At 58.1% G+C, this 21,949-nt stretch carries 15 protein-coding genes and 4 tRNA genes; 18 read left to right on the forward strand and 1 reads right to left on the reverse strand.

Annotated elements, in window-relative coordinates; translation table 11 throughout:
* Nucleotides 1–97 precede the first annotated feature (97 nt).
* The 6 genes from DW823_RS05185 to DW823_RS05210 all read left to right on the forward strand — a co-directional run bounded on the left by DW823_RS05185 (nt 98) and on the right by DW823_RS05210 (nt 4,488).
* Complete coding sequence (locus tag DW823_RS05185) at nt 98–475, forward strand: hypothetical protein (protein WP_118080824.1); 378 nt, start codon at nt 98–100, stop codon at nt 473–475.
* Nucleotides 476–554: 79 nt separating this feature from the next.
* Nucleotides 555–631 (forward strand) — tRNA-Arg (locus DW823_RS05190).
* Nucleotides 632–984: 353 nt separating this feature from the next.
* Nucleotides 985–1,061: transfer RNA gene (locus DW823_RS05195), tRNA-Arg, on the forward strand.
* Nucleotides 1,062–1,409: 348 nt separating this feature from the next.
* Nucleotides 1,410–1,486 (forward strand) — tRNA-Arg (locus DW823_RS05200).
* A 375-nt stretch (nt 1,487–1,861) separates the two neighbouring features.
* Complete coding sequence (locus tag DW823_RS05205) at nt 1,862–4,303, forward strand: lipopolysaccharide assembly protein LapB (protein WP_147350658.1); 2,442 nt, start codon at nt 1,862–1,864, stop codon at nt 4,301–4,303.
* A gap of 94 nt (nt 4,304–4,397) precedes the next feature.
* Nucleotides 4,398–4,488 (forward strand) — tRNA-Ser (locus DW823_RS05210).
* Between the two features lie 133 nt (nt 4,489–4,621).
* Here the strand turns inward: DW823_RS05210 and DW823_RS05215 are convergent.
* Entirely contained in the window at nt 4,622–5,962 is a 1,341-nt protein-coding gene (locus DW823_RS05215; RefSeq protein WP_118080828.1) for a D-alanyl-D-alanine carboxypeptidase family protein, read from the reverse strand.
* A gap of 197 nt (nt 5,963–6,159) precedes the next feature.
* On the opposite strand from DW823_RS05215, the gene DW823_RS05220 reads away from it, so the two are divergent.
* The 12 genes from DW823_RS05220 to DW823_RS05275 all read left to right on the forward strand — a co-directional run bounded on the left by DW823_RS05220 (nt 6,160) and on the right by DW823_RS05275 (nt 21,729).
* Nucleotides 6,160–6,855: a response regulator transcription factor gene (locus tag DW823_RS05220; protein WP_118080830.1), complete on the forward strand. Its 696-nt coding sequence runs from the start codon at nt 6,160–6,162 to the stop codon at nt 6,853–6,855.
* Between the two features lie 26 nt (nt 6,856–6,881).
* On the forward strand, nt 6,882–8,120 hold the full coding sequence (locus DW823_RS05225; protein WP_118080832.1) for a sensor histidine kinase KdpD: 1,239 nt from the start codon (nt 6,882–6,884) through the stop codon (nt 8,118–8,120).
* 103 nt (nt 8,121–8,223) lie between these two features.
* Nucleotides 8,224–9,099, forward strand: a complete 876-nt coding sequence (gene pstB / locus DW823_RS05230) for a phosphate ABC transporter ATP-binding protein PstB (protein ID WP_118080834.1) — start codon at nt 8,224–8,226, stop codon at nt 9,097–9,099.
* Nucleotides 9,100–9,163: 64 nt separating this feature from the next.
* Nucleotides 9,164–9,892, forward strand: a complete 729-nt coding sequence (locus DW823_RS05235; RefSeq protein ID WP_118080836.1) for a response regulator transcription factor — start codon at nt 9,164–9,166, stop codon at nt 9,890–9,892.
* A gap of 3 nt (nt 9,893–9,895) precedes the next feature.
* Nucleotides 9,896–11,320: an ATP-binding protein gene (locus tag DW823_RS05240; RefSeq protein WP_118080838.1), complete on the forward strand. Its 1,425-nt coding sequence runs from the start codon at nt 9,896–9,898 to the stop codon at nt 11,318–11,320.
* Between the two features lie 176 nt (nt 11,321–11,496).
* Nucleotides 11,497–12,153: a YveK family protein gene (locus DW823_RS05245; RefSeq protein WP_118080840.1), complete on the forward strand. Its 657-nt coding sequence runs from the start codon at nt 11,497–11,499 to the stop codon at nt 12,151–12,153.
* A gap of 2 nt (nt 12,154–12,155) precedes the next feature.
* Nucleotides 12,156–12,893 (forward strand): CpsD/CapB family tyrosine-protein kinase, encoded by a 738-nt coding sequence (locus DW823_RS05250; protein WP_118080842.1) that lies wholly within the window; start codon nt 12,156–12,158, stop codon nt 12,891–12,893.
* Between the two features lie 17 nt (nt 12,894–12,910).
* Nucleotides 12,911–13,561, forward strand: coding sequence for a tyrosine-protein phosphatase (locus tag DW823_RS05255; RefSeq protein ID WP_118080844.1), 651 nt, complete (start codon nt 12,911–12,913; stop codon nt 13,559–13,561).
* A 39-nt stretch (nt 13,562–13,600) separates the two neighbouring features.
* Nucleotides 13,601–14,101, forward strand: a complete 501-nt coding sequence (locus DW823_RS05260) for a GNAT family N-acetyltransferase (RefSeq protein WP_118080846.1) — start codon at nt 13,601–13,603, stop codon at nt 14,099–14,101.
* 202 nt (nt 14,102–14,303) lie between these two features.
* The gene (gene htpG, locus DW823_RS05265) at nt 14,304–16,328 is read left to right on the forward strand and encodes a molecular chaperone HtpG (RefSeq protein ID WP_118080848.1); all 2,025 of its coding nucleotides are present in this window, start codon (nt 14,304–14,306) and stop codon (nt 16,326–16,328) included.
* 445 nt (nt 16,329–16,773) lie between these two features.
* On the forward strand, nt 16,774–19,539 hold the full coding sequence (locus DW823_RS05270; protein ID WP_233543002.1) for a YhgE/Pip domain-containing protein: 2,766 nt from the start codon (nt 16,774–16,776) through the stop codon (nt 19,537–19,539).
* Complete coding sequence (locus DW823_RS05275) at nt 19,540–21,729, forward strand: YhgE/Pip domain-containing protein (protein ID WP_118080852.1); 2,190 nt, start codon at nt 19,540–19,542, stop codon at nt 21,727–21,729. It begins immediately after the preceding gene.
* The last annotated feature ends 220 nt before the right edge of the window (nt 21,730–21,949 follow it).

Below are 21,949 nucleotides of genomic sequence, written 5' to 3' on the forward strand. Positions count from 1 at the left end.
GCGGACAGCTCGATAGAAAACACACGAACAAACGTTCTGTATACAGCCATTTACCTGCTATGCTTTTGCTAGCTAAGAGCAAGAGAAAGGGGATGTGATGGAGCTGTTCGACGAGCGGGTTGTTTTGTTCCAGAGCGATGAGGGCGGGGAGCACCTGCTGGTAACGTGCGAGCCGTCGGGTATGGGTGGCTTGGTGGTTCGGCAGACGAGTGAGGGGCCATTGACGCAATGGTGCTATGAGGAGTCGCCGCATGTGGTCGAGACGTTTGTGGCGCATGAGGCGCTTGTTGTCCTTGAGCACTTCTATGGTGTTGGAACTTCTAATCAGGTGGCCCGAATGCTGAGCATCTCGTTTGCTGACTACGACTGTGCCCAACGGGTGCGGTCGCTTCTGGGGGAGCTTGGCGCCGGGTTCGATGTGATCGAAAAGCCAATCGATCGCACGAAAAGCGCTGATGCTCGTGGCGCAGCGTAACAAATTGTGGCTCGCGCGAAAAAAGTTTGAGATTTTGCTTGACTCTAACGAACTAAAGTGGTTTTATATGTCTTGCGCTGCGGCGTTACCTCAGCTGGATAGAGGGTCTGACTACGAATCAGAACGTCATAGGTTCGAATCCTATACGCCGCACCAATCGAACTTGAAGCCTCCGGCAACGGGGGCTTTTCTTTTATGGCAACACCGCATGGATTCGAACCTCGGTCGAGGCGCGCGCGTCAAGAAAACGCGGAGCGTTTTCAGCGAGCGGGCGAGCACACCGGCAGGCGGGCGAAGCCGGCGCGGATCCGCGCAGCGGATGCGCGGAATCCTATACGCCGCACCAATCGAACTTAAAGCCTCCGGCAACGGGGGCTTTTCTTTTATGGCAACCATGCATGGATTCGAACCTCGGTCGGGGTGTGAACAGCCCAATCACCACTCCGTAAAATTTTTTCAAATTGTCGCTTGACCCATCGGGGGCTCGCGTGCATAATAATCCGTGCGTTGCGGCGTTACCTCAGCTGGATAGAGGGTCTGACTACGAATCAGAACGTCATAGGTTCGAATCCTATACGCCGCACCAATTGACTTTAAAGCTCCCGGCAACGGGGGCTTTTCTTATATGGGAGCATTGCGGAGATTCGAACCTCGGTCGAGACGCGAGCGTCAAGAAAACGCGGAGCGTTTTCAGCGAGCGGGCGAGCACGCCGGCAGGCGGGCGAAGCCGGCGCGGATCCGCGCAGCGGATGCGCGGAGTCCTATACGCCGCACCAATTGATCTTGAAGCTCCCGGCAACGGGGGCTTTTCTTATATCGCGATACGTCGAGGATCGCGCCAAGTGCTCCAAATGAGTAAAAATCAAATTCGATAACTTTTTTTGAAAAAACGCTTGACCATTATTCAGTCCATGTGCATAATAATCAACAAGTCGCGGCGTTACCTCAGCTGGATAGAGGGTCTGACTACGAATCAGAACGTCATAGGTTCGAATCCTATACGCCGCACCAATTGAACTTGAAGCCTCCGGCAACGGAGGCTTTTCTTTTACGCCGGCATCCCATGGATTCGAACCTCGGTCGAGGCGCGAGCGTAAAGCGGACGCGGAGCGTCCGTAGCGAGCGGGCGAGCACGCCGGCAGGCGGGCGAAGCCGGCGCGGATCCGCGAAGCGGATGCGCGGAATCCTATACGCCGCACCATTTGAGCTTGAAGCCTCCGGCAACGGGGGCTTTTCTTTTATGGCGGCATCCCATGGATTCGAACCTCGGTCGAGGCGCGAGCGTGAAGCGGACTATTTCTTATCGACTCGTGTAAGATTCCGAGTAGGTGTCGCGGCCCATCCGCGACCACTCCTTCTTTCAACGACTGATCAGGGTGATATTTCGTGGCAGAGCGTCCGACATACAAGCTCAGGTTTCTCGACCCCAAAAAGCGTTTTCCATCGATGCCAGAGCAGCCTGCGGGGCGCTCATATGGTGTTGTCTGGAAAGTCTTTGGCGAGGACCCCAAAGAGTCGTGCTATGTCGTCGAATTCGTCGGCAAAACTCACATATCGCTCTTGGGCTACGTGAGCGTGTCGGGCAAGGTTTATAAGGTTGATCGTCCTGTTCGGGAAGTACCGTTGCCCGAGGACCCTGACATGGAGCTGGTTCTTCACGAGTCCGATTCCAGTATTGGCGAGATTATGGTGAGGGAAGCTAACGGTGCAATGCGCGCGTGTGCGCGAACTGCCGGCTCTCCCGAAGGCCCCATGCGCGAGCAGTCCGACCACGAGACATGGAATTCGACCCGCGCCCTTCCTTTCGGCGAGTTCATGGCCTCGATGTTCTTGCGCTACGTGATATTTGCCAACTCCGAAAGCGCTCTTGCGAACACGGCGGGCGTCGACGGTCTCGATGCAGACATGCAAAACGTTGTCGACAAGATCAAACTCGTAAAGTTGCCCGAGCCGGTCGAGGTGTTTTTGGGCTTTGACACGGCACCGCTCCCCGATGCTATCGAGACGCTGCTTTACCGTGTTGACCATGCCGAGAATCCGAGCGGTATCGAGCGCTATGCCGCCGCCCTTATGAGCGAGATCGACTTACCCCGCCTGCGCACCATTGCTGCCAAGTCCGAAATGAGCCTAGCGCGCATCGACCGCTCAAAGCTGTTCTATCTCAATTTTGATCGCAGCCTGCTGGACCAGGACGAGATTGACATGCTGCTTGCCATCGAGTGCCGTCTCAATCGCCTCTCTGGCATCCTTGAACGCATCGGGGCCGGATTGGTCCCGGCGGCATCCTCGCCGAGCCTTGAGGGCTGCGCGCTCTTTGACGCGTGGCATATCGCCAAGACGACCAACGATGTTCCCCGACTGCTCGATACGGCCTCGAGCGACAACCCGTGGGGCAAACCGGGAACGGTGGCTTGCCAGCCGGGCGGTGAGTGGGATGTGCGCAGCCGCTTCGCGCGTATTGTCGAGGCACTTAACGTGGTCACACGGCTCGACTATACCTATCGGGCAAACGTTGCCGAGGGGATTATGCTCGTTCGGTTTGGGCACTCTGTCGTGGATGCCATGCCACAACGTGAATACGACGCCCAGGATGATGTTTGGCGCGAGTTGGACGAGAGTGCGCGTGCGATTTGGGCCGCGGAGCACGACGCGCGCGTGGCGCTTACGCTGGCAGCGGCTTGCTTTGCCGCAGGTGCCTGCATTGCGCGCTGCTATGTTCAGATTGCGGCTCCCGACGGCGAGCAGGGCGAGCGCGTCATTGCAACATATTCCTTTGGGCGTGCGGCCTATCTGGCCAATTGCGTGCCTGTCGCCAAGGATCTTGAGAGCATGGATATGGACGATATGCCGTGCAAGCGCATGCTTGAGGCATATGAGTCGGACGCGCCGGATGCGATTGAGCCTGCAGAGGTTCACGCTCGCCCGCGTGACGACCACCGTTCGCTGCCGCCGGCGTTGCGCGACCTGCTGCTTGCCGATACGGCTGATGAGCTCGAGGTCATGGAGATGGACGATGACCCGTATGTGGCGCGCGTCGTTGAGTTGCGCGAGCAGGCAAAAGTTGACCGTGCAAGCGCGTTTGAGGGCTTCTCCCGTCTTGTTGAGGAGTTGGAGGCTAAGTGCGCCGTTGCCGAGCTTTTGGCAACGGGTCCGGTCCAGACGCAGTTTTGCGACAACCAGCTGGTACGCATGGTGCTGCCGGTAATGGAGGAAGACCGCTCCGTTCGTATTTTGCGTGCTCCCGATGCGCTGTACTTTGCCCAGCACGAGATCTGCAGTTATTACGCCGAGCAGGAGGATTTTGAACGGGCATTGCCCGAGGTGCGTCGTCTTTACGATCTGGCTCGCTCGTCCATGCAGTCGCACTTTGCGCTCATCAACGTGCTGGCGCGCCTGGAGCGCTTTGACGAGATTATCGAGGTGGCGCGCCACGGCCTGCGCATTGCCAGTGACCGTTCCGCAATCGGTTATCTGTTCTATCGTCTGGCGTTTGCCTATTGGAACTGCGACCAGCTCGAGCTCGCGTTGGCGTGCTACTGCCTCGTGCCGCGCGGCGAGGAGTCGGGTAGCAGCGCGCTGGAGGAAATGCAGGGCCTTATGAACGAGATGGGCGTCAATGAGCCGCCGACGTTCGAGGATGCGGTTGAGACCATCCGTAAAGCCGGGCTCGAGCTGCCTCCCGTGCCCGCCGTGACCAACCAGCTGGCGGATGCTGCTGTGCAGTTGGTCGATAACGGCTTCTTTTTCCTGGCGCGCGTCTGCATCTTCCAAATGTGGCGCACCATGGGCAACGACGAACTTGGCTCCCTCAACCGCTCGTTGGGGTAGGGGCGAAAACTGCAAGGAGGAAAGGCCTCTAGGCAATTAGAAAATTCCCTCTTGCTCAACTTCGGCTGTTTGGTTACTATAGAACGGCTGTTACGGAGAGCTGACCGAGAGGCCGAAGGTGCTCGCCTGCTAAGCGAGTATGCCCCAAAAGGGCATCTGGGGTTCGAATCCCCAGCTCTCCGCCAGTATGAATTGAAAGAAGGGTCCCATTTGGGGCCCTTTTTTTATTATCGAGAAAGGGCGCTGGGGATTCGAACCCTCAAAAAAGGAGGCATCCTTTCGGATGCCTCCTTTCGGCGAGCGTATTGTCCTTCGACCCTACATCTCGGGTGCCTTGGCTACGGTTTCGCTTTCTGCCGTAAGCGGGCGATTGTCGATGCGGCGGCCCAGGCGGTCGAGCTTCACAAGGAGCCACTCAATGGGATTCGGCCCCGAGCCTTCTTCGTCGGCAACCAAATCTGTGACAACGACCTTGATACCGTCTTGTTTGAGCGTGAGGCTGCCCACTTTGTCGCCCACATGCACCGTGCCCGAAAGGTCATCGTAGGTAACCTTTTCGGTTACCTCTCCAGCAAGCGAAAAGACGGTCGCCTGAGCTGCGGGATCGGCGAGTGTGGCGTCGATCGTCTTGTCCGTCCAGTCGGTCTGGCTTATGCGCGCGATGAGCGGATTGCCGTTGGCGGTCTTTTCCTGCGTGTTGGCGATCGCAACCGTCACCTTGTGGCCGTAGTACCAGTTGGCAAGGGCGGCCGTGTCGGCAAAGCGCTGGTCGTTGGTACTTGAGTTCAAAACGACGGTATAGGTCTCGTCGCCATCGCGGTCGTAGGCTGCCGTAAAGCAGTAGCCGGCATCGTCGGTAGTGCCGGTCTTGCCGCCGATATTGCCGTCCTGCCCCAGCAGCTCGTTGTGCGTATCCATGGAATGTGAGTGGTCGGAGCCGTCGGCGCCTGTAACCTCAATCCAGGAATCATCGCTCGCCACGATCTCGCGGAACGTATCGCTCTTCATTGCTTCCTGCATCATCAGGGCCGCATCGTGCGCGGTCGAATGCATGTCGCCGGCCCACTCATCAAAGTCCAGACCGTGCGGATTTTCAAAAAGCGTTCCCGTGCAGCCGAGCTCTTTAGCGCGCTCGTTCATGGCCTTTACAAAGGTGGCCACGGCGTCCTTGGTCTTGGGGTCGATCTTTTTGCCCACGTGCTCGGCAAGCGCGATGGCGGCATCGTTGCCCGAGGGGATCATCAGGCCGCGCAGAGCTTGCTCCGCGGTGAGCTCGTCGCCTTCGAGCAGGCCGGCGGTCGAGTTGCCTACGGTGGCGGCAGCATTGCTCACCGTGATCTTCTCGTCCATTTTGCAGTTCTCAACGGTCAGGATCGCGGTCATCACCTTGGTGATCGAGGCAATCTTGACCTGATCATCGGCGCTGCGGGCGTAGTAGACGGTGCCGTCTTTCCCCATGACAACGGCATTGGTTGCCTCGATATCGGGGAGGTTTTCGGCCGTAATACCGCGTGCATCGGCGGTTTTGCCGCAAATGTCGTCAGTTGTTAGCACTTGGGCGCCGGCGACCGTTGGCGCGCCGGCAACAAGGGCGACGGCACAGATAAAGCCGGCAGCAAGCTGGGCAGAGCGCTTTGCAAAAGAGGTGAAGGGCTTCACGGATTTCGCTTTCGACGGGGTGGTCTCTTCTGGCACTAGAGTATATCGTTTGCCGGCGCAGGCGAGCGTCGAGCGCGCGCATGGCCTGCATCTGTGCCCGAACGGACATATGGGTGCTTAAGGACGACTTAATCGCCCGCGCTTGTTGTGTGTGGCGAGCGTCCCCTCGGGCATAATGGAGCGCGAGAGGAGCACGCATGAACGAGCGCATTTTGGTAGTCGACGACGAGAAGGCCATCGCCGACCTGGTGGGTATCTACCTTACAAAAGAAGGCTTTGATGTTCAGATTGCCTATAGCGGGGCCGACGCGGCCAAAGCAATCTTGGAGCAAGAGTTTGATCTGGCGTTGCTCGATGTCATGCTGCCTGATATCGACGGCTTTGAACTGCTGCGCACGATTCGTGCCAGCCACACCTATCCCGTGATTATGCTGACGGCTCGTGATGCCCAGCAGGATAAGATTGAGGGCCTTTCGCTCGGTGCGGACGATTACGTGGTCAAGCCGTTCCGCCCGTTGGAGCTTGCTGCGCGCGTCCACGCCCAGCTTCGCCGCTATACCAGCTACGGTAGCCGAGTGCAGGTGGCTGAGTCTCCGGTCATTCAGCTCGACGGTCTCGAGATCAATCGCGACGCTCGTGCCGTGACAGTGGACGGTGCGCCGGTGCGCCTCACGCCCATCGAGTATTCCATCTTGCTGTATCTGGCCGAGCATCGCGGCAGCGTAGTGCCCGTGGAGGACCTGTTCCGCGCGGTGTGGAACGAGGACTTTATGCCCGGCTCCAACAATACCGTGATGGTGCATATTCGCCACCTGCGCGAAAAGATTGGCGACGATGCCCAAAAACCGCGCTTTATCAAAAACGTCTGGGGCGTCGGCTACATCATCGAATAACGCTTTTCGCTTGTGAGGATCTTGATATGACAAAAGATGATAGACAGGCGTTCGAGGTGCCCGATCGACTCTTTGAATACGTGAGGGCAGTCGTCGACAACCGCGCGCTCGCGACGGTACTGCTCTTTTTGCTGAGCCTGCTGCTGGTCGGTATCGACAACATCGCTGGCATTTTGGCAGTTTTGCTTATCGGGTTTTTGCTGATCGATCGATTCGAAACCGTGCGCCGTTGCGTGGTGATTGGCGGTGCCGCGTGGGTAATCACGCTGGCGATTGGCGCCATGGCGCTTGGCGGCATTGCCGAGCCGGTGTTCTTTGACGCCGGCTTTGTATTCAACATGCTTGGTTTTGTCTTGGCGCTTGCCGTGTGCGTCTTATTCTTTTGTGGCCGAGCACTGTATTACCAAGGCTACGAGCAAGGGGAACAGCATGCCGATCGCGTGCTTGCGGCCCGTATCCAGGACCGCCTGATCGATCATCCTGACGCCTGGGATAACATCGACGGCGACTTCCTGGAGGTCGAGGGTGCGCTCAACCGCGTGCGCGATCGCGAGCGTAAGGTGCAGCAGGCCCTACGCGACGAGTCACATCGCAAGGATGACTTGGTCACATACCTGGCGCATGACTTGCGCACGCCGCTCGCCAGCGTGGTGGGCTACCTCTCCCTGTTGCAGGAGGCCCCCGAGCTGCCAGTCGAGCAGCGCGCGCACTTTACGGGCGTGGCGCTTGACAAGGCACATCGGCTCGACGCACTTGTCGAGGAGTTCTTCGACATTACACGCTTTGATTTCCACGATATTGTGCTTACGCGCGGCTACGTCGACTTGAGCCTGTTGCTGGCGCAGGTCGCCGATGAGTTCTATCCCATTCTCAACGAACAGCATAAGGAAGCACAGATTGATGTGCACGAGGACCTGACGGTGCTTGTGGATGGCGACAAGATGGCGCGCGTGTTCAACAACATCATGAAAAACGCCGTCGCCTATAGTTACGAAGGCTCGACCATTACGATCGAGGCCCGACGCCAAGATGACGGCGGCGTGCGCGTGCGCTTTATTAACCATGGTGACCCGATTCCCGCGGCTAAGCTCAAGGTGATCTTTGAGAAGTTTTATCGCCTGGATGCAGCGCGTGCGACCAATCGCGGCGGTGCTGGGCTGGGCCTCGCCATCGCCAAGGAGATTGTATGCGCGCATGGCGGTACCATCGCGTGCGAATCGACGCCCGAGCATACCGTCTTTACCATCGAGCTGCCTGCCGCGTAGCGTAGGCGCCCTTACAAACACCTGACAATGCGCTCACGTGCATATGAGCCGCGATTTCTACTATCGATACTGCTGAATTGATATCGATGTGGAGGTATGCGGTATGACGGCTGCTGCGGCTATGGAGCCCACGGAGCTCGAGGAGCTAATGGAGGCGCAAGCCGAGGCTGCGCACGAGCGCGAAGTCGGGGACGCGACTCGTCCCACGGCGCAGGATCTTGCCGCCTCGTCGACGCGCATCGACGTCGAGGGCCTCGATCTGTTCTATGGCGACCACCACGCGCTCAAGGACGTATCCATCAAGATTCGCGACAAGCAGATCACCTCGTTTATCGGTCCTTCGGGCTGCGGCAAGTCGACGCTGCTGCGTTGCTTTAACCGCATGAACGACGACATCAAGGACTGCCGCATCGAGGGTAAGATCGCGCTCGACGGCCAGGATATCCTGGGCGACTACGACATCTGCCGCCTGCGCCAGCGCGTGGGCATGGTGTTCCAGCGCCCCAACCCGTTTCCCATGAGCATCTACGACAACGTCGCGTATGGTCCACGCGGCATGGGCGTGCGCGACCGCGCCGTTCTGGATGAGTTGGTCGAGGACTCTCTTCGTCGCGCTGCGCTATGGGATGAGGTCAAGGACAAACTCAAGGAGTCGGGGCTGGGCCTTTCGGGCGGGCAGCAGCAGCGTCTGTGCATCGCCCGCGCGCTTGCCGTGCAGCCCGATATTCTGCTGATGGACGAGCCCACGAGCGCTCTCGATCCCGTGTCGACGCTGGTGGTTGAGCAGCTGGCCTGCGAGCTCAAAGAGACCTGTACGCTCGTGGTCGTTACGCACAATATGCAGCAGGCGGCGCGCATCTCCGACTCGGTCGCGTTTTTCTTGCTGGGCGAGTTAGTGGAGCACGCACCCACCGCTCAGCTCTTCAAAAATCCCACCGACCCGCGCACGGCGGATTATTTAACGGGACGTTTTGGCTGATACCATCTAGTAAAGGTACCTTTAGGGTTAAGATGCGGTCATGCCGGCCGCAAAGGGGTTCAACATGATCTATTACGTCGAGGACGATGACAACATCAGGGATTTGACGGTCTATGCACTGCGCAAGCAGGGAATCGAGGCCGAAGGCTTTTCGTGCGATGGCGAGTTTAAGGCCGCCGTGGCGCGACGGGTACCCGATGCCGTCCTGCTCGACATCATGCTGCCCGATACCGACGGTTTGGCAATTATGCGTCGCCTGCGCGCCGACCGCCTGACGGCGACGGTGCCCATCATGATGCTCACCGCCAAAGATACCGAGCTCGATAAGGTGATGGCGCTCGATGGCGGTGCCGACGATTATCTGACTAAGCCGTTTTCGCTCATGGAGCTTGCCAGCCGTTGCCGTGCGCTGCTGCGCCGCGGCGGTATGGTCAAGCAGGTGAGTGATGTGCTCAGCGTGGGCGATATCGTGCTTTCGCCCAGCCATCGCGAGGTGACCGTTGCCGGTGAGCCACTCAAGCTTACTTTGCGCGAGTTCGATTTGCTCGAGTATCTTATGCGCAAACCCGGTGTGGTCTTTACTCGCGAGTCGCTGCTGCAGAGCGTGTGGGGCTGGGACTTCGATGGCGGCTCGCGTACCGTCGACGTTCACGTACAGACGCTTCGCCAAAAGCTCGGCGAGCGTGCCAGCGCTATCGAGACAGTGCGCGGCGTGGGCTATCGTCTGGCCGAGCCTTCCGCTGGTGGCGATACCGAAGATGCCGGCATTGCGGACGCCGCAACGGAGGAGTAGCCCGTGGTCTTTGCCCCTCAGGGAAAACACACGCTCTCGCATCGCGTGTTTGCGACGATATTTGTCTGCGCAATGTCCGTCATTTTGGCGTTTACGGTGTTGGGTGCGTTCTTTGTGCAAAACACCTTGGCAGATGCCACGAGTGCCAACCTTTCGCAAGAAACCGAGCTTATTGCCGCCGCCTTAAACGAGCAGAAGGAACCCATCGCATTTTTGCGAAGCCTCGATCGCGAGGACCTTCGTATCACGCTGATCAACAGGGATGGATCGGTCGCCTACGACAACGAGGCGTCTCCTTCCATGTTGCCCAACCATGGCGATCGCCCCGAGGTCGTTGAGGCCCTTGAGAGCGGTTCGGGCTCCGCGGAGCGCTCGAGCGCCACGCTCGACGAGATTATGCTATATCGCGCCGTCGCCCTTGATAACGGTCAGGTCGTTCGTTTGGCGCAAGCCCAGCCTGGCGTCGCGGCGATTTTGCTTTCGCTGGTGGCGCCGATGCTGCTTATCGCGGTGGCGGGCGCGGTGCTCTCGTTTTTCCTTGCGCGTCGCGAATCCCGTGCCATCATTGCGCCGCTGCAGGAGGTCGATTTGGACCATCCGCGCCGTAGCTATGAACATGCCTACGCCGAGATGGTTCCCATGCTCGAGCGCATTGAGTCGCAGCGCCAGGAGCTTAAACGCCAGATGGCGGTGCTGGCCGATAACGACCGCATGCGTCGTGAGTTCACGGCCAATATCACTCATGAGCTCAAGACCCCGCTTACCGCGATTTCGGGCTACGCCGAGCTTATTGCAAACGGCATGGTTGAGGGCGAGGACGATCTGCGCAACTTTGGCGGTCGCATCTATCGCGAGGCGGGCCGCCTGGCAGCGCTCGTTAACGACATCCTCACGCTTTCCAACTTGGATGAGGCGGAGCGAGCATCCGAGGGCGAGGCGGTGCCTATTGGGTCCACAGAGCCCATCGAGCTCTCTCGCGCCATTTTGACGGTGGAACAGCGTCTTGAGCAGGTTGCCCGGCAGTCGAATGTGACCATTGGGCACGAGACGAAGCCCGTGGTGATCGAAGGTGTGTCGCGCCTGATCGATGAGCTGATTTATAACCTGGCCAGTAACGCTATTCGCTATAACCAGCCCGGTGGCACGGTTACGCTTCGATGTGGGACCAATGATGAGGGCCATCCGTACCTGACGGTTGCCGATACAGGTATCGGCATCGCGCCCGAGGAGCAGGGCAAGGTGTTCGAGCGTTTTTATCGTGTGGACAAGAGCCGCTCCAAGGCGCGTGGCGGAACAGGCTTGGGTCTGGCCATCGTTAAGCATGCCGCCGTGTATCACCATGCTTCGCTCGACCTATCGAGCGAGCTGGGTGTGGGGACTACCATCACGGTGACGTTTCCCGTACAGCAGGACGAATCATTTGCGTAGCAATGCAGCAAACGTGTTGTTTTGACGCCGCACCGGGGTTGCCGATGCGGCGTTATTATTGCGCAACATTGCCGTATGTGCTGTATCTTATGTATAGAGTTCGGACTTGGCAGAAAGATGCGATATGATACGAGCAGTTTTGTCGATACGAACTAGGGAAATGAAAGGCAAGCTGCATGACCCTTCTTGAACTGTTCCAGCTGCTTAAAAAGCACCTCAAGCTGGTCATTGCCCTTCCGGTGGTCTGCGCGATCGCCATGGGCGTCGTCTCCTTCGCTATGATGGATAACACCTACACCGCCACGACGAGCATGTACGTTCTCGCCAAGACCGACGATAGCGGTCAGATGAGCTACAACGATCTTTCGGCGAGCCAGATGCTTTCCAACGATATCGCCACGCTGCTCGATAGCGATAGCGTTAAGGGCGGTGCTGCCAAGGATCTGGGCCTCGCCGATTTGGACGACTACAAGATTTCCGTTTCCTCCGAGACCACGACGCGCGTCATCACGCTTTCGGTGACGGGCACCGATGCCGAGGAGACGGCAGAGGTGGCAAGGGCCATGGCCAGCTCGGTGAGCACGGTCGCCCAGAATGTCGGTGCCGCTCAGAGCATCAACGTTATCGATAAGGCTAAGACCCCCGAATCCCCCAGCGGCCCCAAGCGCACGCTGTACGTCGCCGTTGCGTTCCTCGCCGGTATCTTTATCGCAGTTGCCTATGTCGTTTTGGCAGACATGCTCAATACCCGCATCCGCGGTGCCGAAGAGGCAGAAGAGCTCCTGGGTATTCCCGTTGTTGGCCGAATTCCGGCTATGAAAGGTGGTAAATAGGCATGGCTAAGGCAAAGAACACCGATAAGCTCGTTGTACAGAATGCCGCCAAGACCCTTCTGGCCAACATCCGCTTTGCGAGCGTGGACGACCCCATTCGCACCATCACCGTTACCTCCTCGATTCCCAACGAGGGCAAGTCAACGGTTGCCATTAACCTTGCTCAGGCAATCGCCACGAGCGGCAAGTCCGTGCTCCTGGTCGAGGCCGATATGCGCCGCAGGTCCCTTTCCGATATGCTCGGCGTTCGTTCGCGCGGCGGACTCTATGCGGTCCTTTCCGAGCAGATCTCCATTGACCAGGCAATTGTCGAGACGGGTCAGAAGAACTTCTACTTCCTCGATGCCGAGCCGCATATTCCCAATCCTGCCGACATCATCGTGTCTCATCGTTTTGCCAAGCTGGTTAAGGCGTTGTCTGCCAAGTTCCAGTATGTCATTTTTGACGCTCCTCCGGTCGGCACCTTCATCGATGCTGCCGAGATTGCCAGCCTGACCGACGGCACGCTGTTCGTGGTGCGCGAAGACTTCACCAAGCGCGAAGAGGCGCTCAACGCTATCGCCCAGCTTAAGAAGTCCGAGAAGGTCAAGCTCATCGGTACCGTCATGAATTACTGTGAGACCGAGACCAGCGAGTACTACTATTCTTACTACACCAAGGACGGTAAGAAGGTTAAGAAGGGCTCCGCTGATCAGGGCACTTCCAAAAAGGGCATCTTCACCAACCGGGCAAACGTTTAGTTGATTAAGGCCGACCTATGCGTGACATTCATTGCCATATCTTGCCGGGTGTAGACGACGGCGCCGCCGATCTCGATGAGAGCTTGGCGATGCTCGAGGCTGCCAAGCGGGCCGGTGTAACCAGAATCGTTTGCACTCCTCACTGCCGTGATCCCTATTTTGATTACGACAAGATGTGGGATGCCTTTGAGCTATTGCAGGATAACGCAGATGGTTTTCCGCTTCAGATGGGCTTTGAGGTCAACCACCGAAAGCTTGTCGAGCTGGGCATCGACGCCGCGGAGTACCTGCATTTCGATGGCACCAATGAGTTCCTGCTTGAGCTTTCGACGCATGCTGATTCCTATGCGTTTAGAGAGTACGAGAGTACGATTTACGATTTGCAATGCCGCGGCTACCAGGTGATCATCGCTCATCCCGAGCGATATCGCGCTGTTCAAAAGGATGTGAGTGTGGCCGAGCGTCTGGTCGATATGGGTTGCAAGCTGCAGGCTTCGGCTGATTTTATTGCCGGCGGGCGCTTTGGTCGCGAGAAAAAGCCGGCGCAGCGCCTGTTTGACGAGGGCTTGTACAGCTTTATCGCAAGCGACGCCCACAATGTTCGTCACTACGATTACCTTGCAAAGGCGCGAGCCAAGTTTAGCGTGCGAGGCGCTCACTTTCGCTAAAATCTGTCCCTAACGTTTGCTTTGAACGGAGGGGCGACCATGGATATTCAAATTAAGACGGGATGCTTTGAGGATGCGGCGCTGGTGCGCCGCGCCGTCTTTATGGACGAGCAAGGCTACGAGAGCGAATTCGACGCTATCGATGAGGCGCAGACTTGCATCCACGTGACGCTGTACGTGGACGGCGAGCTCACCGGCTGCTCGCGCGCGTTTCCCGAGGAACTGGAGCGCGCGGCAGATGCAGAGGCTCCGGTTTCGCCGGCGTGCGACTTGGACGAAGGCGTCGCAGCGGGGGAGACCTATATTATGGGCCGCGTCGCCGTGCTGTCCACCATGCGCCGTCGCGGTCTGGCAAGCAAGATTGTCGAAGCCAGCGAAGCTGCTGCGCGCGATGCCGGCGCCAAGCTCATAAAGTTGCATGCACAGGAGTACGTGCTGCCGCTCTACACCAAGGCGGGCTACACACAGATTGCGCCGGTGGACTATGAGGACGAAGGCCAGCCCCATGCCTGGATGGCCAAACTGCTGGGCGACAGATAGGGACGTACCTTTTCTGACGGCAGTTGGGGACACTCCTTGGCAATTGGCGCATCGGAGCGCTCTGGCATACAGTTTTTCGATTCCGTATGTATATATGCGCGCTAATGGGTTATAAAATCTAAGTCTGAACATAGCAGGTCTGCGATGCGGCTCGGGCAACCGGGCCGTTTTTGCGGACGGTGATAGCGCGAAAGGACTGCACATGCGTCAATTTAAGACCGAGAGCAAAAAACTGCTCGACCTCATGATCAACTCCATCTACACCAATAAGGAAATCTTCCTGCGCGAGCTTATCTCCAACGCGAGCGACGCCGTCGACAAGCTCAACTTTAAGAGCCTGCAGGACCCGAGCGTCAAGCTCGACCAGGGCGACCTGGCTATTCGCGTCTCCTTTGATAAAGATGCCCGTACCATCACCATCTCGGATAACGGCATTGGCATGACCGCCGAGGAGCTCGAGCGCAACCTGGGCACCATCGCTCATTCCGGCTCCGAGGAGTTTAAGACCGAGAACGCCGAGCAGCAGGGCTCCGATGTGGACATCATCGGTCAGTTTGGCGTGGGTTTCTACTCCGCCTTTATGGTTGCCAGCCACGTGAAGGTCGTCAGCCGCGCTTATGGCGAGGATACCGCCCACGTTTGGGAGTCCGACGGTCTTGAGGGCTACACCATCGAGGACGGCGAGCGTGCTGAGCACGGTACCGATGTCATCCTGACGCTGCGCGAGAACGAGAAGCTCGACGCTGACGGCGAGGCCGAGACCTACGATCGCTTCCTGACCGAATGGGGCCTCAAGAGCCTGATTCAGCAGTACAGCAACTATGTGCGCTACCCGATTCAGATGATGGTGAGCAAGAGCCGCCAGAAACCCAAGCCCGAGGACGCGCCGGATGATTACAAGCCCGAGTACGAGGACTACCAGGAGCTCGAGACCATCAACTCCATGACGCCGATCTGGAAAAAGCGCAGCTCCGACGTTGAGCAGAAGGACTATGACGAGTTCTACAAGTCCACGTTCCACGACTTTGACGATCCCGCGCGCACCATCAGCTTCCATGCCGAGGGTACGCTTGAGTACGATGCGCTGCTGTTTGTGCCGGGACGCGCTCCGTTCGATCTGTACAGCAAGGATTACGAGAAGGGTCTGGCGCTCTACAGCTCCAACGTGCTGATTATGGAGAAGTGCGACGACCTGCTGCCCGACTACTACAACTTTGTGCGCGGTGTCGTGGACTCTGCCGACGTGACGCTCAATATTTCGCGTGAGACGCTGCAGCAGAACCGTCAGCTCAAGGCTATTGCCAAGCGTGTCGAGAAGAAGATCACCGCTGACCTTGAGGATATGCGTGACAACGACCGCGAGGCCTACGAGAAGTTCTTTGAGAACTTTGGCCGCGGCCTTAAGTACGGTATCTACTCGAGCTATGGCATGAAGGCTGACGAGCTCGCCGACCTGCTGCTGTTCTGGTCTGCCAAGGAGCAGAAGATGATTACCCTGGCCGAGTATGCCAAGGGCATGCCCGAGGACCAGAAGGCCATCTACTATGCCGCCGGCGATTCGCGTGAGCGCCTGGCCAAGATGCCCGTCGTGAAGGGCGTGCTCGATCGCGGCTACGATGTGCTGTTGTTGACGCAGGACGTGGACGAGTTCACGTTCCAGGCCATGCGTGAGTACGTTGCCGCCGATATGCCCAAGATCTACGAGGACGATGCTGCCCGCGAGGCTGCCGAGAAGGCCGTTGCCGACGGTGCTGAGCCCGAGGTCGAGGATCGTCACTTGGAGCTCAAGAACGTCGCGACCGGTGATCTTGACCTGGCGACCGAGGACGAGAAGAAGGAGGCCGAGGACGCCACCAAGGAGAACGAGGACCTCTTTAGCGCCATGAAGGAGGCGCTCGGCGACAAGGTCGAGAAGGTCGCCGTCTCTGCGCGCCTGACCGATGCTCCCGCGTGCATCACCACCGAGGGCCCGCTTTCGCTCGAGATGGAGAAGGTGCTCCAGAAGGGTCCCGAGGGCGCGCCCGACGGTATGCCCAAGAGCCAGCGCGTGCTCGAGCTCAACGCCAAGCACCCGGTCTTTGCCAAGCTCGTCGCTGCCCAGAAGGCGGGCGACACCGACAAGATCAAGCAGTACTCCGGCCTGCTCTATGACCAGGCCCTGCTGGTCGAGGGCATTTTGCCCGAGGACCCCGTGGCCTTCGCGGCGGCTGTCTGCAACTTGATGTAGTTAGGTAGTTACGCGGTTTTACCAAACCGCGTAACAGCTCGACGCTGCAAACGCCCCTAAGCGGCAATCTGACGTTCAATCGTCGGTCGCGTACCGAAGTACGCTTCCCTCCTCTTTCGCGTCACCTTGCTCGCTTAGGGGCGTTTTCGCTGACTTATGCTCAACCAGCGACGCTTTCGTGGTCCTAAGTAGTCATTGGGGGCGTTTTTGTTTGACTAGTCGTTTAAGAACGTCCCCGATGCTATTTGAATTGCTAATTTGTGCGGGTTGTGGTTTTGTGACCTGCTGAAATTAAAGATACTGTACAACTGTACGTTAATTCGTCTTCGTAGTATATTGCTACCCGCAAAACTCAATACCATTGTGCTCTGAGACGCTTAAGCGCCTACGTACAATGGTTGTCGATAGTACGATTTGATTCAACGACAGGATGGATGGCCCAAGCGTGAGTCTCGGCAGCAAACTATCCGATGCAAAGGTCTCCTTTGCGATATTCAAGCGCGACATTAAGCGACTACTTGTGAACCCCGTCGCCTTGGTGGTTACCCTCGGCGTGTGCGTTATTCCCTCGCTGTATGCCTGGTACAACATCGTGGCAAACTGGGATCCGTACGGAAACACTCAGGGTATCAAGATTGCCATCGCCAACAACGATCAGGGCACCCAAAACGACCTGGTGGGTGAGCTCAACGCGGGTGATAAGGTCGTCGATCAGCTCAAGGAGAACGATCAGTTGGGCTGGACCTTCGTCGATTCGGCGGCCGACGCCAAGGAGGGCGTCGAGAGCGGTGAGTACTATGCGGCCATCGTAATCCCCAAGAACTTCTCGGATAACCTGGTCTCGATGCTCGACGGCAACTACCATCAGCCCAAGCTTACGTACTACGTCAATGAGAAAAAGAGCGCTATTGCACCCAAGGTTACCGACACCGGTGCAAACACCATCGAGCAGCAGATTAACTCGGAGTTCGTCTCCACGGTGGGTGAGACCGTTGCCAGTATTGCCAAGGATGCCGGAGTCGATTTAAAGGACAAGGCAACCCAGGCTCAGGATTCGTTGGCCGGTTCGGTATCAGAGGCTTCTGACACGTTGGGCGAAGTGCGCGATTCGATTGGCGACATGAATGCCGCCATCGATAAGACGAGCGGTTCCATTGCCTCGGCAGATGCAGCACTTGCCGGTCTGCAGGGTCAGGCGCCGTCGCTGACGCAGGCGATCTCCCAGGGCAACGACCTGCTGGGCGAGGCTCGCGCCACGGCGGGTAACTCTGTCGCCTCGCTCTCCAAGGCGCTCTCGGAAGGCAGCCTTGCGCTCACCAAGACGTCAGCCTCCGCGAACGCTGCGATTGGCAAGCTGACGGGCACGATCACATCTACGACCACCCGCATCGACAACTCGCTCGAGTCTCTCCAGGCGACGATCGACCACAATAAGGCCGTTATCGGGCACTTGGAAATTCTCGTCAATGACACGTCAACAGGTTCCAAGGAAATTGACGCGCGCATTGTGTCGACCATCGATTTGCTCCGCGAGCAGAATGAAAAGCTTCAGAGCATCAAGGACGGTCTGTCTGCACAGTCGAGCGCCATGACGAATGACGCCGCGGCTGTCTCGGGTGCCAGCGACGCTATCAATAACGCAATCCAGACCGGTGCGACCAACCTTGGCCAGGCCCAGACGGACCTGGGTCAAAACGCGCTGCCGAAGGCCTCGAGCGCGCTTGATTCATTTGCCGCCGTCTCGGGTGATCTGACGGGAATCGTGTCTGGCCTCACGCCTACTATTGCAAGTGCGCGCGGTACGCTTTCGCAGCTCGATGCCACGCTCAAGCAGGCTAAGACCACGCTGTCGCAGACCGATACCTCGCTTGCCAAAGTCCAGGACAAGCTTGCAACCGCCGCCAACGACATCGCGGCGCTGCAGACCTCCGAGTCCATGGGCGAGCTGGCCGAGCTGATGGACGTCGACGTCGATGACGTTGCCGACTTTATGGCATCCCCGGTCGAGCTGACCACCAAATCGATTTACCCGGTCAAGAGCTTTGGTTCGGGTATTGCCCCGTTCTACACCAACCTGGCGCTCTGGGTGGGCGGCTACGTGCTCATCGCCATCTATAAACTCGAGGTCGATCGCGAGGGCATCGGCAGCTTTACCGCGCGTCAGGGCTACTTTGGCCGCTGGTTGCTCCTGGTGATCCTGGGCGCGTTGCAGGCCATTATCGTTACGGTGGGAGATCTGGTCATTGGCGTACAGTGCGTCAGTCCGCTCCTATTTGTGCTGGGCGGCATCGCTATTTCGTTCACCTACGTCAACATCATCTATGCGCTGTCCACCACGTTTAAGCATATCGGTAAGGCAATCGGTGTCATTCTCGTCATCGTGCAGATTCCGGGCTCGTCGGGCATGTATCCCATCGAGATGATGCCCGGCTTCTTCCAATGGCTGCATCCGCTGCTGCCCTTCACCTATGGCATCAACCTGCTGCGCGAGACCGTCGGTGGCATGTATTCGTTCAACTATCTGTTTAACCTGTGCATTCTGGGCGTGTTCTTGATCGTGGCGCTCTTTATCGGCCTGCAGCTGCGTCCGCTGCTGCTCAACCTCAACCTGCTCTTTGATAAACAGCTTGCCACGACGGGCCTCATGATTTGCGAGTCCAACGATATGCCGCGCCAGCGTTACTCGCTGCGCACGGCCATGCGCGTCATGCTCGATTCCGATTCGTACCGTCGTGAGCTGCTCGACCATGCGGTGACTTTTGAGCACCGTTACCCCTACTACATCAAGGGTGGATTTGCCGCCGTGGTGGGCGTACAGGTTCTGCTCTTTGTGCTGTCGACGGTTCTCGACTTGGACAACAACGGCAAGATCATCCTGTTGGTCATCTGGATCATCTCGGTTATTGCCATTTGCGGCTGGCTCATTAACATCGAGTACATTCGCGCGAGCCTCAATACCCAGATGCGCATCTCGGCGCTCTCGGACGAGGACCTGCGTCGCGAGATGCGCGAGCACACGGCCGCCATCCCGGCTGCTCGTCGTATGTTTGGCCTCAATGCCAGTGAGCGTGGCTCCAAGGACGGCGACCAGTCCACGGGCCGCTTGCCGCATATCGGCTCGCACCAAAAATCTCAGGGCACCGATAGCGCTGCAACAAATGATGGGGGCACTGCCCCGCTCGGAAAGCATTCCAAAGGAGGTGAGGCATAAATGAAGAACATCCTGCACCTGTTTAAGCGCGATGTCCAAAACGTGTCTCGCTCCGTGATCGGCATGATCGTCGTGATGGGCCTCATCATCGTGCCGTGCCTGTACGCGTGGTTTAACATCGCCGGCAGCTGGGACCCGTACGGCAACACCGGTAATCTTAAGATTGCCGTGGTCAACACCGATGAGGGTTACGAGAGCGACCTGATTCCCGTCGAGATCAACGCGGGCGAAAACGTGACGGCAGCCTTGCGCGGTAACGAGAACTTCGACTGGGTCGTGCTCAATGATAAAGACAAGGCTATCGAGGGCGTTAAGTCGGGCGCGTACTATGCCGCCGTCGTGATCCCCAAGACGTTTAGCGCCGACATGATGACGCTGTTCTCGACCGACGTGAAGCACGCCGATATCGAGTTCTACGAGAACCAGAAGGCCAACGCCATCGCGCAGATTGTGACCGAGAAGGGTTCGAGTGCCGTCCAGAGCCAGGTTAACGAGACCTTTACCGAGACCATCACGACCATCGGTCTTAAGACGGTGGCCAGCCTGCTCGACTACATGAGCACCGATCAGGTCAGTAACTTTATCGCCAACCTGTCCTCGACGCTCGGCGATTCGGTCGAGGACCTGCAGGACGTTCAGGCCAATGCTTCGTCGCTGGCGGGCATTTTGAGCTCGACCTCCGATTCGTTGACGTCGGCGAGCGGTATGCTCCAGCAGACGGGTAAGGTCGATGAATCTACCAAGCAGTTGATGGAGCACGCCGAGAGCGGCATTAGTGATTCCAAGGAAGCACTCAAGGCCGCCAACGACGCCATCAACGCCGCGATTGACGGAAGTGCGGGCTCGTTTGACAACGTGTCCGCCGAGCTTGCGAAGGCATTCGATGCCGCGAACCAGCATGTCAACGTTACGGTGACCCAGCTCAACGAAGCCGCGTCGGCACTCGAATCGCGTGCCAAGGAAATCGACGACACGGCCGACCAGCTCCGCAGCTTTGCCGATCAGGTGAGTGACGAAAAGCTCCGGGACAGCCTCAAGTCTGTGGCTACATCGCTGGGCAGGATCGCGACGGAGTATCGTAACAATGCCAACGACCTGAGGGCAACCGCAAAGTCCCTTTCCGACAGCATGGCAGAGGTCAACAGCACGCGTGCCGAGGTCGACCAGGCCATCGCCGATGCCAAGGCGGGCATCTCGGGCGCTAAGTCTGACTACGATTCCACGTTCTCGGTCAAGGCCAAGGAGCTCAAGAAAACTATTTCGGGCGTGTTGGATTCACTCGACGGCATCTCGGGCGACCTGGATAGCGCTGTTGCCGGCCTGACCGACGCATCCGGTTCGCTGGCAAAGGGCCTCTCCAAGGCTGCAAAGCTGGTCAACAAGGCTTCTGATCAGCTGGGCGAGGCGTCGGACAAGATCAGCGCGTTTAAGGACGAGCTCGACGGCGCCTTGATGTCGGATGACCTCGCTACGATCAAGACGATGATCGGCAAAGATCCCGAGGGTCTGGCCGTGTCGCTTTCCGGCCCCGTCGCACTCGACCGCAAGCCGGTCTATCCGATCCGCAACTACGGTTCGGCCATGGCGCCGTTCTACACGATTCTGTCGCTATGGGTCGGCTCGATCGTACTGGCGGCCATGATGAAGGTCTCGGTTGACGATGAGCTCATCAACGAGCTCATCCCCGTGCGTCTGCACGAGATCTACCTGGGTCGCTACCTGTTCTTTGGCGGTTTGGCTCTGCTGCAGGCGACGCTCGTGTGCGCGGGCGACATCCTGTTCTTTGGCATTCAGTGCGACAACCCGCTGCAGTTTGTGCTGGCTGGCTGGGTCGCGAGTCTCGTGTTCTCCAATATCGTCTACACGCTTACGGTTTCGTTTGGCGATATCGGCAAGGCGCTCGCCGTCGTGCTGTTGGTCATGCAGGTCGGCGGTTCGGGCGGAACGTTTCCCATCGAGATGACCGGCCCCGTGTTCCAGGCGATCTATCCGTTCCTGCCGTTTACCCATGGCATCAACGCCATGCACGCTGCCATGGCCGGCGCCTACCATATGGAGTACTGGGTTGAGCTGGGTATTCTGGCGAGCTATCTGATTCCGTCGCTGGCCCTAGGCGTCGTCTTCCGCCGCCCGGTCATCAAAGCCAACGACTGGATCATCGAAAAGCTGGAGAGTACTAAATTAATCTAGCGCAACAATGTAAACGCTGATGCTGCGGCAATGCCAGCGAGCGAGCCGCATTTGCGCCAAGGTGACGTGAAATGAAAGGGCACTGACCTTCTGGTCGCGCCCTTGAAATTGAACGTCAGATTGGCGTGAATGCGGCTCGCGCAGCGTCGGCCGGTCCGCCGTTCGGTAGAACGGCGGAACAAGGCGCTTTAGCGTAGTGAATTGCGTGGGTTGCTTGGTT

Source organism: Collinsella sp. AM34-10 (genome assembly GCF_003469185.1).
GTDB lineage: Bacteria > Actinomycetota > Coriobacteriia > Coriobacteriales > Coriobacteriaceae > Collinsella.